13 protein-coding genes and 4 tRNA genes are annotated in these 17981 nt (G+C 45.4%); 4 read left to right on the plus strand and 13 right to left on the minus strand.

The genetic code is table 11. The features are described 5' to 3' along the window. Positions 1–16: 16 nt before the first annotated feature. The 10 genes from nspC to uvrY all read right to left on the minus strand — a co-directional run bounded on the left by nspC (position 17) and on the right by uvrY (position 10593). Positions 17–1150, minus strand: coding sequence for a carboxynorspermidine decarboxylase (nspC, locus tag OCV12_RS10140; RefSeq protein WP_261884582.1), 1134 nt, complete (start codon positions 1148–1150; stop codon positions 17–19). Between the two features lie 432 nt (positions 1151–1582). Beyond that, positions 1583–2833 (minus strand): carboxynorspermidine synthase, encoded by a 1251-nt coding sequence (locus OCV12_RS10145; RefSeq protein WP_123284447.1) that lies wholly within the window; start codon positions 2831–2833, stop codon positions 1583–1585. An 8-nt stretch (positions 2834–2841) separates the two neighbouring features. Further along, entirely contained in the window at positions 2842–5793 is a 2952-nt protein-coding gene (locus OCV12_RS10150) for a pyridoxal phosphate-dependent class III aminotransferase (RefSeq protein ID WP_261884583.1), read from the minus strand. Between the two features lie 975 nt (positions 5794–6768). Then, positions 6769–6844: transfer RNA gene (locus OCV12_RS10155), tRNA-Gly, on the minus strand. A gap of 32 nt (positions 6845–6876) precedes the next feature. Beyond that, a tRNA-Leu gene (locus tag OCV12_RS10160) sits at positions 6877–6963 on the minus strand. Between the two features lie 80 nt (positions 6964–7043). After that, a tRNA-Gly gene (locus tag OCV12_RS10165) sits at positions 7044–7119 on the minus strand. Positions 7120–7156: 37 nt separating this feature from the next. Continuing rightward, positions 7157–7230: transfer RNA gene (locus tag OCV12_RS10170), tRNA-Cys, on the minus strand. Between the two features lie 266 nt (positions 7231–7496). After that, positions 7497–8054 carry a CDP-diacylglycerol--glycerol-3-phosphate 3-phosphatidyltransferase gene (gene pgsA / locus OCV12_RS10175; RefSeq protein ID WP_017061490.1) on the minus strand — a complete coding sequence of 186 codons (558 nt, stop codon included), beginning with the start codon at positions 8052–8054 and terminating at the stop codon, positions 7497–7499. A gap of 46 nt (positions 8055–8100) precedes the next feature. Beyond that, entirely contained in the window at positions 8101–9933 is a 1833-nt protein-coding gene (gene uvrC, locus OCV12_RS10180; RefSeq protein ID WP_102432892.1) for an excinuclease ABC subunit UvrC, read from the minus strand. A gap of 15 nt (positions 9934–9948) precedes the next feature. After that, the gene (gene uvrY, locus OCV12_RS10185) at positions 9949–10593 is read right to left on the minus strand and encodes a UvrY/SirA/GacA family response regulator transcription factor (RefSeq protein WP_026084475.1); all 645 of its coding nucleotides are present in this window, start codon (positions 10591–10593) and stop codon (positions 9949–9951) included. A gap of 426 nt (positions 10594–11019) precedes the next feature. Here uvrY and OCV12_RS10190 point away from each other — a divergent pair, with 426 nt between their 5' ends. Then, a complete protein-coding gene (locus tag OCV12_RS10190) occupies positions 11020–13383 on the plus strand; it encodes a DNA polymerase II (protein WP_261884584.1) in 2364 nt (787 codons plus the stop codon). A gap of 85 nt (positions 13384–13468) precedes the next feature. Here OCV12_RS10190 and OCV12_RS10195 read toward each other — a convergent pair whose 3' ends face one another. After that, positions 13469–14236 (minus strand): nucleotidyltransferase family protein, encoded by a 768-nt coding sequence (locus OCV12_RS10195; RefSeq protein ID WP_017629621.1) that lies wholly within the window; start codon positions 14234–14236, stop codon positions 13469–13471. Between the two features lie 137 nt (positions 14237–14373). On the opposite strand from OCV12_RS10195, the gene efpL reads away from it, so the two are divergent. The 3 genes from efpL to OCV12_RS10210 all read left to right on the plus strand — a co-directional run bounded on the left by efpL (position 14374) and on the right by OCV12_RS10210 (position 15913). Next, positions 14374–14943, plus strand: coding sequence for an elongation factor P-like protein EfpL (gene efpL, locus OCV12_RS10200; RefSeq protein ID WP_017055115.1), 570 nt, complete (start codon positions 14374–14376; stop codon positions 14941–14943). A gap of 10 nt (positions 14944–14953) precedes the next feature. After that, a complete protein-coding gene (locus tag OCV12_RS10205) occupies positions 14954–15283 on the plus strand; it encodes an HI1450 family dsDNA-mimic protein (protein ID WP_017055114.1) in 330 nt (109 codons plus the stop codon). 147 nt (positions 15284–15430) lie between these two features. After that, positions 15431–15913 (plus strand): RNA methyltransferase, encoded by a 483-nt coding sequence (locus tag OCV12_RS10210; RefSeq protein ID WP_017629620.1) that lies wholly within the window; start codon positions 15431–15433, stop codon positions 15911–15913. 231 nt (positions 15914–16144) lie between these two features. Here OCV12_RS10210 and rluB read toward each other — a convergent pair whose 3' ends face one another. Both rluB and OCV12_RS10220 read right to left on the minus strand, forming a co-directional pair. Further along, the gene (gene rluB, locus OCV12_RS10215) at positions 16145–17176 is read right to left on the minus strand and encodes a 23S rRNA pseudouridine(2605) synthase RluB (RefSeq protein WP_017631784.1); all 1032 of its coding nucleotides are present in this window, start codon (positions 17174–17176) and stop codon (positions 16145–16147) included. Between the two features lie 160 nt (positions 17177–17336). Next, a complete protein-coding gene (locus OCV12_RS10220; RefSeq protein ID WP_060467459.1) occupies positions 17337–17957 on the minus strand; it encodes an L-threonylcarbamoyladenylate synthase in 621 nt (206 codons plus the stop codon). Positions 17958–17981 lie beyond the last annotated feature (24 nt).

Consider the following 17981-nt stretch of genomic DNA (forward strand, 5'->3'; position numbering starts at 1 on the left):
CTAATACAATATTCAGTTACTTAACCGACCATTGTGACAATGAACGTTTAAAGTCTTCATAACCGAATTCATTCAGCTTTTGAACGTCGCCATTGCTGCGCTCGCAGTAGATTGATGGCATCTTCAAACCATTGAACCAGTTCAGTTTCACCATGGTGTAACCCGCACTATCCAACAAGTGAAGCTTTTGACCGATCTTCAACGGCTCATCAAAGCTTGTTTCACAGAACTGATCACCAGCCAGACAAGAACACGAACCAATCACGTAGTCATGACTGCCGTTTTCAGATGCTTCTAATACCGATGCTGGTTCATTGTAGATAAGCGTATCAAGACGGTGTGCTTCGGTTGCTGAATCCACAATCGCCGTTTTCTTCACGTTCTCAACAATATCCACCACGGTCACAACCAAGTCTGTCGTTTTCGTGATGATGGCTTCGCCCGGTTCAAGGTACATTTGCACGCCGTGCTTTTCAGAGAAGGCTTTTAGCGCAAAGCCAAGTTTGTCGATGTCATAGCCCGGCCATGTGAAGAACACACCACCGCCCATGCTCACCCAGTCCAGCTTATCTAAGTGCTCACCAAACTGTTCTGAGATTGAATCAAGCAGGCCGATAAATGCATCGACGTCCTTGTTCTCACAGTTCACGTGGAACATCACGCCATTAATCTCGTCAAAGATCTCAGGCTTAATGTGATCAGCTTGAACACCTAAGCGAGAGAATTGACGCGCAGGGTTTGCTAAGTCTTGCCCTGCGTAGCTCACGCCCGGATTTAGACGTAAACCCAGCGACGCTTTACCTTCAACAATATGACGGTACGCTTCGAATTGGCTTTGTGAGTTGAAGATCATCTTGTCGCAAATATCCGCAACTTCTCTCACGTCATCTTCACTGTAACCCACACTGTAAGCGTGCGTTTCACCGCCAAAGGTTTCGTGACCAAGTTTCACTTCGTATGGGCCAGAGCTTGTCGTACCATCGAGGTAAGGCTTGATGATGTCAAACACACCCCATGTAGAAAAACACTTCAGTGCCAATACCAGCTTCACACCTGAAATCTCTTTCAGCTGCTTGGCTTTCTCTAAGTTCGCGATCAACTTGTCTTCATTGATCATGAAATACGGCGTTTTTAGTTCGTTGTTTTGCATGTTAATACCTTGCGGCCCTCGAGTTCACGAAGGCACATGATAATCGAACAAAGCCGACGCTTAATGCATCGGCTCGATATAAGTAAGTACATTGGAAGTATTTAAGTGTATTAGAGATTCCCTATTACACTCGTCCCTCGCTTTAGGGAATGACGATTTCTGCATTACCGATTAGATGAAGCAAATATCGTCTTCGTCAAATACCAGAGAAAATAATCACCTTTCGTCATCCCCAAGAGGGAAGAATGAGCGAGTTGGGGATCTTCCAAAGCCACCCGTCGTTCAATAGAAATCGACAGCAACTGAGATTCCCTATTATGCTCACCCCTCTCTATAGGGAACAACGATGTTCTTAGTCATCTCATGGAAGAAGTAACCATCACCTTCGTCATTCCCCAGTAATTCAAAGCGAGGTAAGAACCTAACTATGTATTACTTCAAAGTATGGATTAGAGGTAGACCTTGTCCTGGCTCTAGCTCTTGAACGTGCCAATCTAGACCGATTTCTGGCATCGTTGCTAGGAACGGGTCTGGGTTTAGCTGTTCCATGTTGAACACGCCTTTATCAGCCCATTCACCACGGAAGAACTGAAGTGCAGCCGTAATAGCTGGAACACCCGTTGTGTAAGAAATCGCTTGGTGCTCTACGTCTTCGTAAGCCACTTCGTGGTCTGCGTTATTGTAGATGAACACGCTGCGCTCTTTACCATCTTTCTTACCTTGAACCCAAGTACCGATACACGTTAAACCTGTGTAACCCGGAGCCAAAGACGTTGGATCTGGCAGTAGCGCTTTAAGAACATGTAGAGGCTGAACAACAGTGCCATCGTGCAGTGTTAGCGGGTCTGGGCTAAGAAGACCGATGTCACGCATGCAGTTAAAGTAGTTAAGGTAAGCATCACCAAAGCCCATCCAGAATTCGATACGCTTCGCTGGGATGAATTCCTTCATTGAACGAACTTCATCGTGCGCCATTGAGTAAACTTTGTGAGAACCACAGTTAGGGAAATCAAACTCAAGCATACGTGAGTGGCAAGGTACTTGTTTCCACTCTTCATTTTCCCAGTAGAAAGAATCGCCTTGGATCTCAAGCATGTTCGTTTCTGGGTCAAAGTTAGTCGCAAATTTCTTACCGTGGTCGCCTGCGTTTACGTCCATTACGTCGATCGTATCAATCTCATCGAATAGGTGCTTAACCGCGTGCGCTGCAAATACTGAAACCACACCTGGATCGAAACCCGCACCAAGAATACCTGTGATACCTGCCTCTGCAAACTTCTCACGGTAGCCCCACTGCCAATCGTAAGCTTGTGGTACTTGTTGGCCTTCAGAACATAGGTCAACTGCTACCGATGTATCTAAGTAAGATACTTTTGCTTGGTAACACGCTTCCATGATCGCCATGTTTACCCAAGGAGGACCTGCGTTGATGACTAGGTCTGGTTTCACTTCGTTAATCAGAGCAACAAGTGCATCAACATCGTCAGCGTTTACTGCGCGAGCTTCTAGTTTTTTAGTTGAATCTTTAAGGTTGTTTTTACCTTTAATCGATTCGATGATTTTTTCACACTTCGCGATGGTGCGAGAAGCGATTGTGATATCACCCAGTACTTCGTTATTTTGTGCTGCTTTATGTGCAACAACCCAACCAACGCCGCCTGCACCAATTTGTAGAATAGCCATAGTATTAATTACCCTTGTTGTTCTGCTAGCTCAGTGGCTAGAGTTTGAATTTTGTTAATTAGAGATTTGAAATCTGAAGTCTTTAGGCACGGATTCAAGATAGTGAATTTAAGCGCACTCTTACCATCCACGACCGTTTCACCCAATACCGCAACACCACGAGTCAGCGCTTCCAGTCTTAGCGTTTGATTCAGTTTGTCTAAATCTAGCTCACCGTTTACTGACTGCTTATTGTTCGGCTTAGATCGGAACAGCACTGTTGATAGTGAAGGCTCCGCGAGTAGCTCTAAGTCAGCTTGGTTTTGAATCAGGTCTGCCACTTCTAGCGTTTGCTCAAGAAGATGGTCGTACATGTCTCCCAACTGCTTTGGCCCAACGCTTTGCATCGTCATGAAGACTTTCAATGCATCGAAACGCTTGGTGGTCGCGATAGACTTGTCGACTAAGTTCGGCAGCTCATCGTGTTCACGGTTTAGGTAATCTGCGTGATGCAGAAGGTACTTAAAGTTCGCTTTGTCTTTCAACAACACCGCGCCACAGCTGATTGTTTGGTAGAAAAGCTTGTGGAAATCGACACTCACAGAGTCCGCTTTTTCGATGCCTTGTAAACGAGCCTTGTGGCTACTCAAGATAAGCGCGCCACCGTAAGCACTGTCGACATGGAACCAAAGGCCTTGTTGGCTTGCGATGTCTGCAATCGCATCAAGGTCGTCGATAGCACCGTGATCAGTAGTACCTGCCGTCCCCACTACAGCAAAAGGAATCAGGCCTTGAGCTTTAAGTGCTTTGACTTCTGCGTCCAACAAATCAGGTTTGATGGTGCCGTTTGCGTTCGTTTCAACACAACACACCGCGCTCTCGCCTAAACCAAGTAGTGAAGCGGATTTTTGAACCGTGAAGTGAGATTTGTTTGAACACAAGATACGAAGCTTGCTCGCGTAATCTGGCAAACCCAGCTTTTGGATTGAGTGACCATCGTGCTTATCCGCAACCCAATCTCTCGCTAGCAATAAGCCCATTAGGTTACTTTGCGTGCCACCACTGGTGAAAACACCGTCCGCTTTCTCGCCAAGTTGGTACTTGTCACACATCCAATCAACCACGCGCTGCTCAACATAAGTTGCAGCCGATGCTTGGTCCCATGAATCCATTGATTGATTCAGAGCCGCGATAATGGACTCCGCCGCTACCGATGCCATAAGAGGAGGTGTGTGAAGATGTGCAATACAGTCAGGGTGTTGCACAAAGATGGAGTTAGCAGCGACAAGGTCTGCAGTGCTATCTACAACGTCAACCAAAGCGTGTTGGTTGTTGTCTAGGTCGACAGCCTTGATTGCAGCCTCTAGCACTTTTGGTTCTAGACCTGAGTATGGCGTTTCAACCTGCTCAAAAACGGCTTTCATTGCTTGAGTGGTTTGGTTCATCACGTTAGCGAATTCGTCGCTACCGCCTAAGCCTGTGTGAATGAAGTGCTTGTTCCACTCTTGGTTTGCTGGCTCACTTGAAGCTTGATCTTCTTGAACGCCTCCGCCAGCAGCAATAATGGCTTCTTCCATCACGCGCAGTGCAAAGTCTATCTGCTCGAAAGAGATAATCATCGGTGGTAGGAAGCGAATCACGGAGCCATCACGACCGCCCTTCTCGACCATCAAACCGCGCTCTAATGCTGCGCGCTGAATCGCTAGGGTCAGTTCGCCGTCTGATTTCGGCTCACCAAACTTGTTAAGTTCGCCATTTGGTTGCTTGATCTCAGCGCCAAGCATTAGGCCTTTACCACGAACCTCAGCAATGCAGTTCACGCGAGATTGAATCTTCTCTAATCCATGACGCAGGTATTGGCCTGCAATATTCGCGTGCTCAACCAAACCATCTCGCTCGATGATTTCTAACGCTTTCGCACCAGACACCATAGCCAGTTGGTTACCACGGAAAGTACCCGTGTGCTCACCCGCTTTCCATGTATCGATGCTCTTATCGAATACGAGCAGCGACATCGGCAGTCCGCCACCAATCGCTTTAGATAAACATAAGATATCAGGGTTAACGCCTGACTCTTCAAACGCAAATCGATGACCTGTTTTGCCTACACCACATTGGATTTCATCAAAAATCAGTAAGATACCGTGTTCATCACAGATGCGACGTAGACCTTGTAACCAAGAAGCAGGAGCAGGAATAACACCGCCCTCACCTTGTACAGGCTCAACGATCATCGCAGCCGGTTTCATGATGCCAGATTCGTCATCATTCAACATACGTTCGATGTAACGAATGCTTGCGTTCGCACCCGCTTCACCGCCAATGCCAAACGGGCAGCGTAGGTTATATGGGAAAGGCATAAAGTGCACGTCAGACATCAAGCCGCTACGACGTTCTTTTGTGCCTAAGTTGCCCATCATGCCCATGGTGCCGTTGGTCATGCCGTGGTAAGCACCACGGAAAGCAAACATGGTGTTACGACCTGTGGTTTGCTTCGCTAGCTTGATTGCCGCTTCAACGGCATCAGCGCCTGACGGGCCACAGAATTGAAGAACCGAGTTATCTGAAAAGTCTTGAGGAAGAAACGCTTTAACTCGCTTGATAAACGTCTCTTTTGCTTGAGTCGTAATATCAAGAGTTTGGTATGGCAGACCGGAATCAAGTTGGTCTTTAAGTGCTTGGTTAATCTCCGGGTGGTTATAACCCAAAGAAAGTGTACCTGCACCGGCTAAGCAATCGAGAAAGAGTTGGCCACGAGTATCTTCGACTAAAGCACCGCATGCTCGCTTAATAGCAATAGGAAGGCGTCTTGGGTAAGAACGAACATCCGACTCATGCTGTTCTTGCTCAAGCAAAATAGCGTCAGGTGTTAGGTCGTAAGTTCCCTCTACGATAGGAACCATAGTTGAAAATGAATTTGCGATAGTATTGATATCGACTTCAAAGGCGGTAGTCATAAAAGTCCCCTTGAATGTGTTCATACTCACCTCCATCAGACGCAATTACACACCGACCCTCTGTTGATTTAGAGAGAGTTCATGGTGAAGCACGCGTATTGTCTAGAAATGAGATATAGCTGTACGCTCGCATAAGTCAAATGACGAATACGAAATTAGGCCGTCTTAAGACAGCGAAAAATTGTTAGCGAAAGCTCAAGGTTCAGTAATGCTACTGTTTTGAAGAATTGGACATTTTTGCAGGATCGGGCAGCTATGTGGAGCTGGTCCCTTTGGAAATGCAGAGCTGATTAGCAATGTTGTAGTTAGTGTGTTCAATGTTGGGTTTCCCATTAACATGGCGAACTGCGCCATAAGTATCCCGTCTATCAGCTAAAGGACTAGCCAATACCTACCCTACGTAATGTCCCAATCAGCAAGAATGGTCATCACGCGTATCCCCCAGAAGCAATCACGGCTCTTTTTGAGCATCGGTCATTCCGAGATTGCGCGGGAAAGTAACATAAAGTGAAACGAACTATCAATAGTTTTTAATGATGGCTTAATAAATAACGGAAGTGACGGAAAGATCGTTGAAAATATCATCAACACGTCCTTTCATTACAGAGATCCCCGGTTCGCTCGTTCCTCACGGCCGAGGATGACGACGTGGTGTTATAACCGTTGCTAGAGAAGCTTTAAAGCTGGATGCTTGCGTCACTCCTTAAAATCGGAAACGACCTCATAGCGAACCTTGCACCGAAACCATCAAAGCTCACTACACGATAAGGGAGTGAAAAGTTAATCACCTGCTCGCATTTACGTCATTCCCTAGAACGAGGAACGAGTTCATCGGGAATCTCGCTTTTAAAAGCTGAGTGATATAAACGAATTTGATAACGAAGGTTTTGCTATAGAAATAAAGCTTGGGCGCGGATTCGAAAAAATGAATACAGACATAGAAACACTAAACGAAAAAAACCAAAAAAGCCCGAACATTTCTGTTCGGGCTTTTTAATTTGGAGCGATACATCGGGTTCGAACCGATGACCTCAACCTTGGCAAGGTTGCGCTCTACCAACTGAGCTAGTATCGCATTTGCTTTATCGAGATAAAGACTTTAATAGATGGTGCCCCGGGCCGGACTTGAACCGGCACAACGCGAACGTCGAGGGATTTTAAATCCCTTGTGTCTACCAATTCCACCACCAGGGCACGCAATTCTTTATTGCGATGCCGATTACTGAAAAGTAAAACACCATCTTAATGCTGACGCCAATCAACATTACAAAATTTGGAGCGATACATCGGGTTCGAACCGATGACCTCAACCTTGGCAAGGTTGCGCTCTACCAACTGAGCTAGTATCGCATTTTCATTCATCAACTTTCTAAAATGAAAGAGAGAATGGAGGCGCCTCCCGGAGTCGAACCGAGGTCCACGGATTTGCAATCCGCTGCATAGCCACTCTGCCAAGGCGCCTTAGTAACTCCAATCGAATTGCTCGTTGCCATCCTCTTGGGTACGGGATGCATTCTACGGATTCAGACGATTGAGTCAATATTATTTTTGTATTTTTAATTCGTTTGAATAGATTTCATACGAAACAGGCCAAATAGCTGACTTTATGTGCAAAAGACACTGTGAGCAGGTTATTCAAAGGAGATCTATATCACATTAGATATCGAGTATTGATAACTTAGCCTTAGGTTAAAGATCAAAAAAGCGAGCCTCAGCTCGCTTCTTCATCAATGGTGTTTTTCGTCTAACAAATCGTCTTTGGCGGCCATCAAGTATTGCGCCATTGACCAATAAGTAAGAACGGTTGCAACATACAGTGCAATGTAACCTACCCACACCATCCAGTCGTCGTATCTCCAGATAAGTACCCAAAGAGCGAACATCTGAGAAACCGTTTTGACTTTACCAACCCAAGATACCGCAACACTTGCGCGTTTACCGATTTCGGCCATCCATTCACGAAGCGCTGAAATGATAATTTCACGAGCAATCATGGTCACCGCGGGGATAGTTATCCAAATCGAATGATAGTGTTCAGTAATCAGAATAAGAGCCGTAGCCACCAGCACTTTATCGGCCACTGGGTCAATAAATGCGCCAAAGCGAGAGGTTTGCCCTAACTTACGAGCAAGCATGCCATCTAGCCAGTCAGTAAAACCTGCTACCCAAAACACCATCGCAGCAGCAAAAGGAGCCCATTGATAAGGTAGGTAAAAAACAACAACGAATACTGGGATCAAAAATAGTCTCAGTAAGGACAAAATGTTAGGTATATTCAAACGCATATTATTGGGCTCTTATTAATTGCGCTTTAATGGTGCGGGATTTTTACTATTGTTTCAATGCTTGATAAATGTTTTCTGCCAAAGAATGACTAATGCCCGGCACTTTGGCTATTTCTTCGACAGTTGCACGCTTAAGTTCTTGTAAGCCTCCCATATATTTCAGCAAAGCTTGACGACGCTTAGGCCCTACCCCTTCAATTCCTTCCAAAGCACTGGTTCTGCGCGTTTTACCGCGTTTCGCTCGGTGCCCTGCAATCGCATGATTATGGCTTTCATCTCGAATGTGTTGAATAAGGTGCAGCGCTGGTGCATCACTGGGTAAATTAAACTCTTCCCCTTCAAGGGTCACTAGAGTCTCTAAACCAGGTTTACGGGTTACCCCTTTCGCAATACCCATCATTCTCGGTCTAAACGGCCAGTCACCCCAATATTGGGAAATAATTTCATGAGCGCGGTTAAGTTGACCTTTACCACCATCGATAAAGATGATGTCTGGGATTTTGTCTACATCAAGCTGCTTCGAATAACGTCTCTCAAGCGCCTGAGCCATCGCCGCATAATCATCACCACCGGTAATGCCCGTGATGTTGTAACGGCGGTATTCCGGCTTAACAGGACCTTCTTGATTGAACACCACACAAGACGCAATCGTGCTTTCACCCATAGTATGACTGATATCGAAACATTCCATGCGTTTAATCGCATCCATCGACAACACTTCTTGTAGCTCTTTGAAGCGCTGATTAATCGTCATCTTGTGGTTAATCTTGGTCGTAATCGCCGTTAACGCATTGGTGTTCGACAATTTAAGGTAACGACCACGAGTACCAGAAGGATTAGTGTTGAAATGGATCTTACGACCCGCAACCTCACACAAAGCTTCTTGAATCGGAGTGACGTCTTCCATTAGGTCTGCGTTTAGAATCAAGCGGGTTGGAATGGTTCTCGCTTCATTATGCGCTAAGTAATATTGACTTAAAAAGCTCGAAAAGACCTCTTCGCGTACCGTATTGTTTGGAATCTTAGGAAAGTGGCTTCGGCTACCTAAGACTTTACCTTGCCGAATCATCAAGATATGAATACACGCCACGCCATTCTCTTGAGCAAAGCCCAACACATCCATATCTTCCATAGAGTCGTCAGATACATACTGTTGTTCTTGCACACGTCGAATCGCTTGGATTTGATCGCGAAAAGCAGCGGCTTGTTCAAAGCGAAGCTCTCGGCTGGCCGTGTCCATCTTCTCGATGAGCGTCTCTAGCACCAGCTTATCTTTCCCTTGCAGGAATAGACGAACATAGTCGATAAGCTCGCTGTACTCTTCATCAGAGATAATCGAGCTGACACATGGCGCAGCACAACGACCAATTTGATACATCAAGCATGGACGTGTTCTGTTGGCATAAACCGTGTCTTCACACTGACGAGCAGGAAAGATTTTTTGAATTAGGTGTAGCGTCTCACGCACAGCACCGGAGTCAGGATAAGGACCAAAGTATTCACCCTTTTTCTTTTTAGCTCCACGGTGCATCGACAAACGAGGATGCTTGTGACCGCTAATAAAAATATAAGGGTACGACTTATCATCACGCAGAAGTACGTTGTATTTCGGTAGATACTGCTTGATGTAGTTGTGCTCAAGAATAAGAGCTTCAGTTTCCGTGTGCGTTACAGTGACATCGATCTTGTCAATATTGCTGACTAGAGCGCGAGTTTTTTCACTGTCGACTTTTTTACGGAAATAACTGGAAAGGCGTTTTTTGAGGTTCTTAGCTTTACCGACGTAAATAACGACAGCCTCGGCGTTATACATTCGATAAACGCCGGGCTGTTCTGTTACTGTCTTGAGGAATGAGACTGAGTCAAACAAGTTGGTCACTATACGATCTCAGTGTTAAAGGGTCTCAGTGTCTAACATTCCATGTCTAATCGCTAAGTGCGTCAGCTCTACATCGCCACTGATATCCAGCTTGCTGAACAAACGGTAGCGGTAACTGTTGACTGTCTTAGGACTTAGATTGAGTTGTTCTGAAATATCCGTCACTTTCTGACCTTTGGTAATCATCATCATGATTTGAAGTTCACGTTCAGATAAGTCTGCGAATGGATTTTCAGACGCAGGCGAGAATTGGCTCAATGCCATCTGCTGCGCAATTTCTGGTGAAATGTATCGTTGGCCACTGTTAACCACTCGAATTGCATTTACCATTTCATCCGGACCTGCACCTTTAGTAAGGTAACCTGCAGCTCCAGCTTGCATCACTTTAGTTGGAAACGGATTTTCCGTATGAACAGTTAAAACGATGATTTTAATATCAGGGTTGAAACGCAAGATTTTCTTGGTTGCTTCTAAGCCACCAATACCAGGCATATTCATATCCATCAAAATAACGTCAGTATTGTTAGTACGACACCATTTTGCAGCATCTTCACCGCTTTCAGCTTCCCCTGCTACGTTCATTCCACGGACGTCTTCAATAATACGTCGTATCCCTGTGCGAACCAGCTCGTGATCATCTACAAGGAAAACATTTATCAAACTTGTATCTCCACACTATTAATTGGCTCTGCAACCACTGTGTCGTTTCATCTGTTTGAAACAATTGAACAAAGGAACAGTGGATCGCAGCATTGAGTACATCTTAACTTAATTAGTAAAAAAAAGCTCTGTTGAATATGTGCTGAAACACGAACTTTAGCAAGTACTTATTTATAAATAAGCCAGCTAAAACAACAAGCTTTTGGTAAAAATCAACTAGTTAAAACAACACCCAATAAAATTACACAAGATAAAGATATTTTCAATACCATTGAATAACCATTCGTGACAATTTCACTTATTTGCTTATATCGTCCCGTTATTCAATGCTATTAACGATAAATTAATGACTATTTGCCCAGCCTATTGTGCGGAATCCAGCGCTAGATGGTAGTATTCGATTCCCAGTTTCAATAGGTTACTACATTGGATATTCAGCAAGGCTTTGTACTCACTAGACAAGCAAGAGATTTTTCAGGGCGCACACAAATCGATTTGTGGTTAAGTACCCCTCAAGGCCCAACTCTGCTGACTATTCAAAATGAAAAGCCTGTATTTTTTGTCGCTCAATCTGATGTACCAGCATGTCAGACTATTGCGACCAAAGAATCGATAGACTGCCAATTTAAGCCTTTAGACCTCGCGACCTTCGAACAAACGCCTCTCGCGGCTTGTTACACATCGCTTTCAAGAAGCAGCTTTGGCTTAGCGCAAGCCTTCCATAACGAAGAAATTCAAACCTTTGAAAGCGATATTCGACTCGCTGACCGATTCTTGATGGAACGCTTTATCAAAGGAAGTGTTGAGTTCACAGGCACCGCGGTACAAAAGAATCAGCATCGCAGAGTATCAAGAGCGAAATGTCGCGCTGGAAACTACTTACCTAGCTTGTCGGTGGTCTCACTGGACATCGAGTGTTCCGAGAAAGGCGTGCTTTACTCCATTGGCTTAGACAGCCCAATGGATAGCCGAGTGATCATGGTCGGCGAACCGCAACAAGCAGACACCAACATCCAATGGGTTGCCAACGAAAAAGCTCTTCTAGAGGCGATGATTGCTTGGTTTTCCGAGTTTGACCCTGACATCATCATTGGTTGGAACGTCATTGATTTCGACTTTAGGCTGCTGCACAAACGTTCAGAATGGAACGAAGTGAAATTAACTATTGGTCGAGACAATCAACCCAGCTTCTTTCGCAGCTCTGCACAAAACCAGCAAGGCTTTATCACTATTCCAGGACGTGTTGTATTGGATGGTATCGACATGCTTAAAACGGCGACCTACCACTTCCGTTCATGGTCACTGGAGTCGGTATCGCAAGAGCTACTCGGCGAAGGCAAAGACATCCACAACGTTCATGACCGCATGGATGAGATCAACCGGATGTTTAAGTTCGATAAGCCTTCACTCGCCAAGTACAACCTTCAAGACTGTGTGTTGGTAAACCGAATCTTCGAACATACTCACCTACTCGATTTTGCGATTGAGCGTTCACGACTGACTGGTGTAGAGCTTGATCGTGTTGGCGGTTCTGTTGCTGCCTTTACTAATTTATACCTACCACAGATACACAGGGCGGGTTATGTCGCGCCTAACTTAGAGCCTGAGAATTGGATCGCTAGCCCCGGTGGCTACGTGATGGATTCAATCCCTAACCTTTACGACTCGGTTTTGGTTCTCGATTTTAAGAGCCTGTATCCATCAATCATTCGCTCATTTTTGATTGACCCTATGGGGCTAATCGAGGGTTTAAAGTTAGAACTTGGCCCAGCAGAAGATCAAGCGGTTGATGGTTTTCGAGGCGGTCAATTCCATCGCTCTAAGCACTTTCTACCCGAAATGATCGAGAACTTATGGGCTGCTCGTGATGTAGCAAAGAAGAACAACGAAAAGGCATTTTCTCAAGCCATTAAGATCATCATGAACTCTTTTTATGGTGTGTTAGGCTCGTCTGGTTGTCGCTTCTTTGATACTCGCCTAGCCTCATCGATCACCATGCGTGGTCATGAAATCATGAAGCAGACCAAGGTGCTTATCGAAGATAAAGGCTATCAAGTTATCTACGGAGACACCGATTCAACCTTCGTGTCTCTGAATGGCAGTTATGATCAACAACAAGCCGACGAGATCGGGAATGAACTTGTCGCTTACATTAACGATTGGTGGACGAATCATCTCAAAGAGACCTACAACCTAACCTCGATACTTGAATTGGAATATGAGACTCACTATCGCAAGTTTCTGATGCCAACCATTCGAGGTTCAGAAACAGGCTCGAAGAAGCGCTATGCAGGTTTAATCAATCAAGGCGACCAAGAGAAGATCATTTTCAAAGGGCTCGAAAGTGCACGAACAGACTGGACACCGCTGGCACAACAGTTCCAACAAACGCTATATGAGATGGTGTTTCATGACCAAGACCCAACCGACTACGTAAGACAGTTTGTTGATGAGACTTCAGCAGGTAAACACGATGATTTATTGGTTTATCAGAAGCGTCTGCGTCGTAAACTGCATGAGTACCAGAAGAACATTCCGCCACAAGTTCGCGCCGCAAGATTGGCCGACGAGATCAACGCTCAGCTCGGTCGTCCGCTTCAATACCAGAACAAAGGGCGTATTGAATATCTGATTACTCTGAGTGGCCCTGAGCCGAAAGAGTATTTAAAGAGTGGTATCGATTATCAGCATTACATCGACAAACAGATTAAACCGGTCGCAGAGGCTATTTTGCCCTTCATCGGTTTAGATTTTGAGAGAGTCAGCGGGCAGCAGTTAGGTCTATTCTAAGATTCTTGTCGAGGTTCCATCAAAACAAAAAAGCAGAGGAATGTTCAATTCGCTCTGCTTTTTTATATCGATAGGTTATGAAGCTCTATCCGATTCGAAATTCTGTTTTCTGATACTGCTTAACCAGCCACTCTCCAAAACCATCCAGAATGCCGATAACCGAACGCTTCGGAATCGCTCTTCCAGAAAGTAAGATGCCCAATCGTTGGATTTCGACTTCTCTATCTGGGTGATACTTCAAGAACTGTTGGCCACATTCGACAGGATCATCAAACCAATACTTATCGCGATACATCACCAAAGAGTAGCTCGCTCTTAGCAGCTTCTTGGCAATGATGACTTGCGCGGCCACTTGTTGTTCTGGCGTTGTTGCTCGGGCAATCTTGTTGCGATACACCGCTAACCAGTTTTCCGCATCCATATTCCAATGCTTGGCAATTTCCCAACTCGTTTCAAAATCACCATAGCAATCCGATAAGTCTTCACCGTGCACACACACGGCCAAATGCTTCAGCATAAAGCCCCAAGTGAAGATATTGTCGAAGTCGACTATCTCACTCACTAAGGTAGTTTTAATTGCCACTTGAGTGACTTGCGGGAAGCTTTTTTGGAAGCGCCATTTAATGGTATTCAACAGCGTGGTTCGCTGATCAGGAAACGGGCGGTGTGTCACCACAACCACATCAAGATTTGAGCGACCGACAACGGCTTGCTTGCGAGCGACACTGCCATAAATATAGACACTGTGTAGATTAGAACCTAACCCACCTTTTAAGAAGGTAATCAGATCGTTAACCACAGGTTGGAATTCAGGTTGAAAAGGCTGTGTTGGGTCAATAACAGGTAGCTGCATAGGTCGTTTCGGCAAATAAAATCATGATTTAACTGTGACTCTATGATCGCTTAGGTGACTTTATGATTCAAGCTATTCCTATTTATAGCATCTCCGAGATATAATCAGCGGATAGACCCAATAAGGACAAACACAAAATGCCTAGAGCAAGTGAAATTAAAAAAGGTTTTGCTATCACAGTAGAAAGCAAAACAGTGATCGTTAAAGATATCGAAGTAACAACACCAGGCGGCCGCGGCGGCCAAAAGATTTACCGCTTCCGTGGTAACGATGTAGCAACTGGCGTTAAAACTGAAGTTCGCCACAAGGCTGACGAAATCGTTGAAACTATCGACGTAACTAAGCGTGCAGTAATGTTCTCTTACGTTGATGGCAACGAGTACATCTTCATGGATAACGAAGATTACACACAATTCATCTTCAACGGTGAAACTATCGAAGACGAACTACTGTTCATCAACGAAGAAACTCAAGGTATGTACGCGATCCTTATCGATGGTAACGCTGCAACGCTTGAGCTACCAACCTCTGTTGAGCTAGTTATCGAAGAGACTGACCCTTCAATCAAAGGTGCGTCAGCGTCTGCTCGTACTAAGCCTGCTCGTCTTTCTACAGGTCTTACTATCCAAGTACCTGAGTACATCGCGACTGGCGACAAAGTAGTAGTAAACACTGCTGAACGTAAATACATGAACCGCGCAAGCTAAGATACTTATTATGACCGAAGCTAACGACCTAATGTCTTATGACGACGCAATTGACACTGCATACGACATCTTCCTAGAGATGGCACCTGACAACCTAGAACCAGCAGACGTGATTCTTTTCACGGCTCAGTTTGAAGATCGTGGCGCAGCAGAGCTTGTTGAAACTGGCGATGATTGGGTTGAACATGTTGGCTTTGAAGTCGACAAAGAAATCTACGCTGAAGTGCGCATTGGTCTTGTGAATGAAGCTGATGACGTTCTAGACGACGTATTTGCTCGTATGCTAATCAGCCGTGATCCAGACCATAAGTTCTGTCACATGCTGTGGAAGCGCGACTAGTACCGCTGTCGACGCTCATTTACATGAGTAAACAAGTATTCATGTACGCGAGTTAAAAGTTAGCCGAGCCCATTGCTCGGCTATTTTTATCGCGCTATTTCTCATCGTGACTACCCACTTTCATCATCAACGTTAGATTCACTGATTATGACCAAAGCAAAAACAGACACACAATCGAAAGGCTATGCCTGCATTGGCCTAGTTAACCCAAAGACGCCTGAAAACGTAGGTTCAGTAATGCGAGCAGCTGGCTGCTACGGCGCCAACTCTGTGTTTTACACGGGCACACGCTACGACCACGCGCGAAAATTCCATACCGATACCAAAGAGAAGCACCTAGCGCTGCCTCTCATTGGTGTTGAAGATCTGAAAGACATTATTCCAGTAGGCTGCGTACCTGTTGCTGTCGATCTGATTGAGGGCGCTAAGCCTTTACCTGATTACAAGCATCCACCACGCGCGTTTTACATCTTTGGCCCTGAAGACGGCACGCTGAAGAAAGAGATCACCGACTTCTGTCGCGAGACGATTTACGTCCCAACGAATGGTTGTATGAACCTAGCCGCATCAGTGAACGTTGTGCTTTACGATCGATTGGCGAAAGGCGATAACTTTTCGAACCACAAATAGTAAGCGACTTTTGTTTCGGCCGCGCTTGAGATTCCCTATGACACTCGTTCCTCGTTCTAGGGAATGACGGCTCAAAACGGCTTGATACTTTGTTAGTTGTGAAAGGTGAGCTTCAATGCCAAGCGGTATTGAGCGGATAAAACCTAAGATTTAGATGTAAAAAAACCTGCTCAATGAGCAGGTTTTTTTAGTATTCAGTGCTTTCAGCTAATAAAGCGTTAAGTTAAGAACTTACTGACGTGTTCTTGGCTTAGCTGGTTTAGCCGGACGACCATTGTTCATCTTAGGCTTGCTTTTGTTAGCCTGAGGCTTGCCTTTAGCTGCTGGAGCGCTACGACCTGAATCAGGTGTTGTAGTGCCGCGAGTCGCTGGCTTCTTACGCTTAGGTTGGTTGCTACGGCCTTTAGGTGCGTTTGCACGCTCTTCGTGACGCTTAACAGCACGACGAATTTTTTGGCTACGAGAACGCTCACGCTTACGAGAAGTGTTTGAAGGATCAAGATCCAACAACGTTTCTTTCTCTGGGTTCAGTTCAACTAGCTGACGTAGGTAGTTAACTTCTTCAAGATCTAGCTCTTTCCAACCGCCACGAGGCAATTTCTTATCAAGGTAGATATCACCGTAACGTACACGTTTCAGGCGGCTTACTGTTGTTTCTTGTGATTCCCAAAGACGACGAACCTCACGGTTACGACCTTCGTTGATTGCTACGTAGAAAGTATGGTTCATACCTTCACCACCAGCGTAAACCACGTCTTCGAAACGAGCCATACCATCTTCTAGTTCAACGCCACGCACAAGGTTCTTAACCTTCTGCTCAGTCACTTCACCGAATACACGTACTAGGTACTCACGTTCAACCTGACGGCTTGGGTGCATTAGACGGTTTGCAAGTTCACCATCAGTAGTGAAAAGCAAAAGACCCGATGTGTTTGCATCAAGACGACCAACTGAAATCCAACGAGAACCACGGATCTTAGGTAGACGATCGAAAACAGTACGGCGGCCTTCAGGGTCGTGACGAGTACAAAGCTCACCTTCAGGTTTGTAGTAAGCAAGTACACGACAAACAACTTCTTCTGAAGCTTTGCCTGAAACAGTATGGCCATCGATACGGATCACTGAGTTCTCGTCTTCAAGACGCTCACCCAGTTTCGCAACTTGCCCGTTAACACTTACACGGCCAGATTTAATTAAACCTTCTAGTTCACGACGAGAACCGTGACCAGCTCGCGCTAAAACCTTCTGTAATTTTTCGCTCATTTACTCTTTTCTACCTAATTGTCGTCTTCACAGACGTCGAATGAATTTTTTCGCGACCAAATCGCGGTCGCGTATTATCTCAAAGAACCCGCTAAAAAGCACTTGTTATTTGCTATAGCAGGTTCGTTGTATCGTTACAGACTGTTAATCAGTAAAGCGATTATTCAAACGGCGCAGGATCACCAGCACCACGACGTAGAATCACGGCGTCATCGTCACTGAAGTCAATAACGGTCGTTGGTTGCTCGCCCAAGTAGCCGCCATTCAAAATGACATCAACGGCATGCTCAAGGCTGTCACGAATTTCTTCTGGATCCGATTCAGTTGTCTCGTTACCCGGTAGAATCAGTGACGTCGACATCAACGGCTCACCCATCGCTTCCAACAGGTCTAGCGCGATCTTGTTGTCTGGTACACGAATACCAATGGTTTTACGTTTCGCGTTCATTAAACGCTTTGGCACTTCTTTGGTTGCTTTGAAAATAAACGTGTAAGCACCCGGCGTATGCGCCTTAAGTAGGCGGAAAGCAACATTATCTACACGTGCGTACAGTGACAGTTCAGACAGGTCACGGCATAACAGGGTGAAGTTATGTTTATCGTCGATACGGCGAATTTTACAAATACGTTCAAGTGCTTGTTTGTTCTCAAGCTGACAACCCAGTGCATAACCGGAATCCGTTGGATAAACCACAACACCGCCATTGCGGATAATCGCAACCGCTTGGCTGATTAAACGTGCTTGTGGGTTATCTGGGTGTACATAAAAAAACTGGCTCATTGTTGATCCTCGTTATCGAATCTC

Origin of the sequence: Vibrio pomeroyi (genome assembly GCF_024347595.1) — a bacterium.
Classification (GTDB): domain Bacteria; phylum Pseudomonadota; class Gammaproteobacteria; order Enterobacterales; family Vibrionaceae; genus Vibrio; species Vibrio pomeroyi.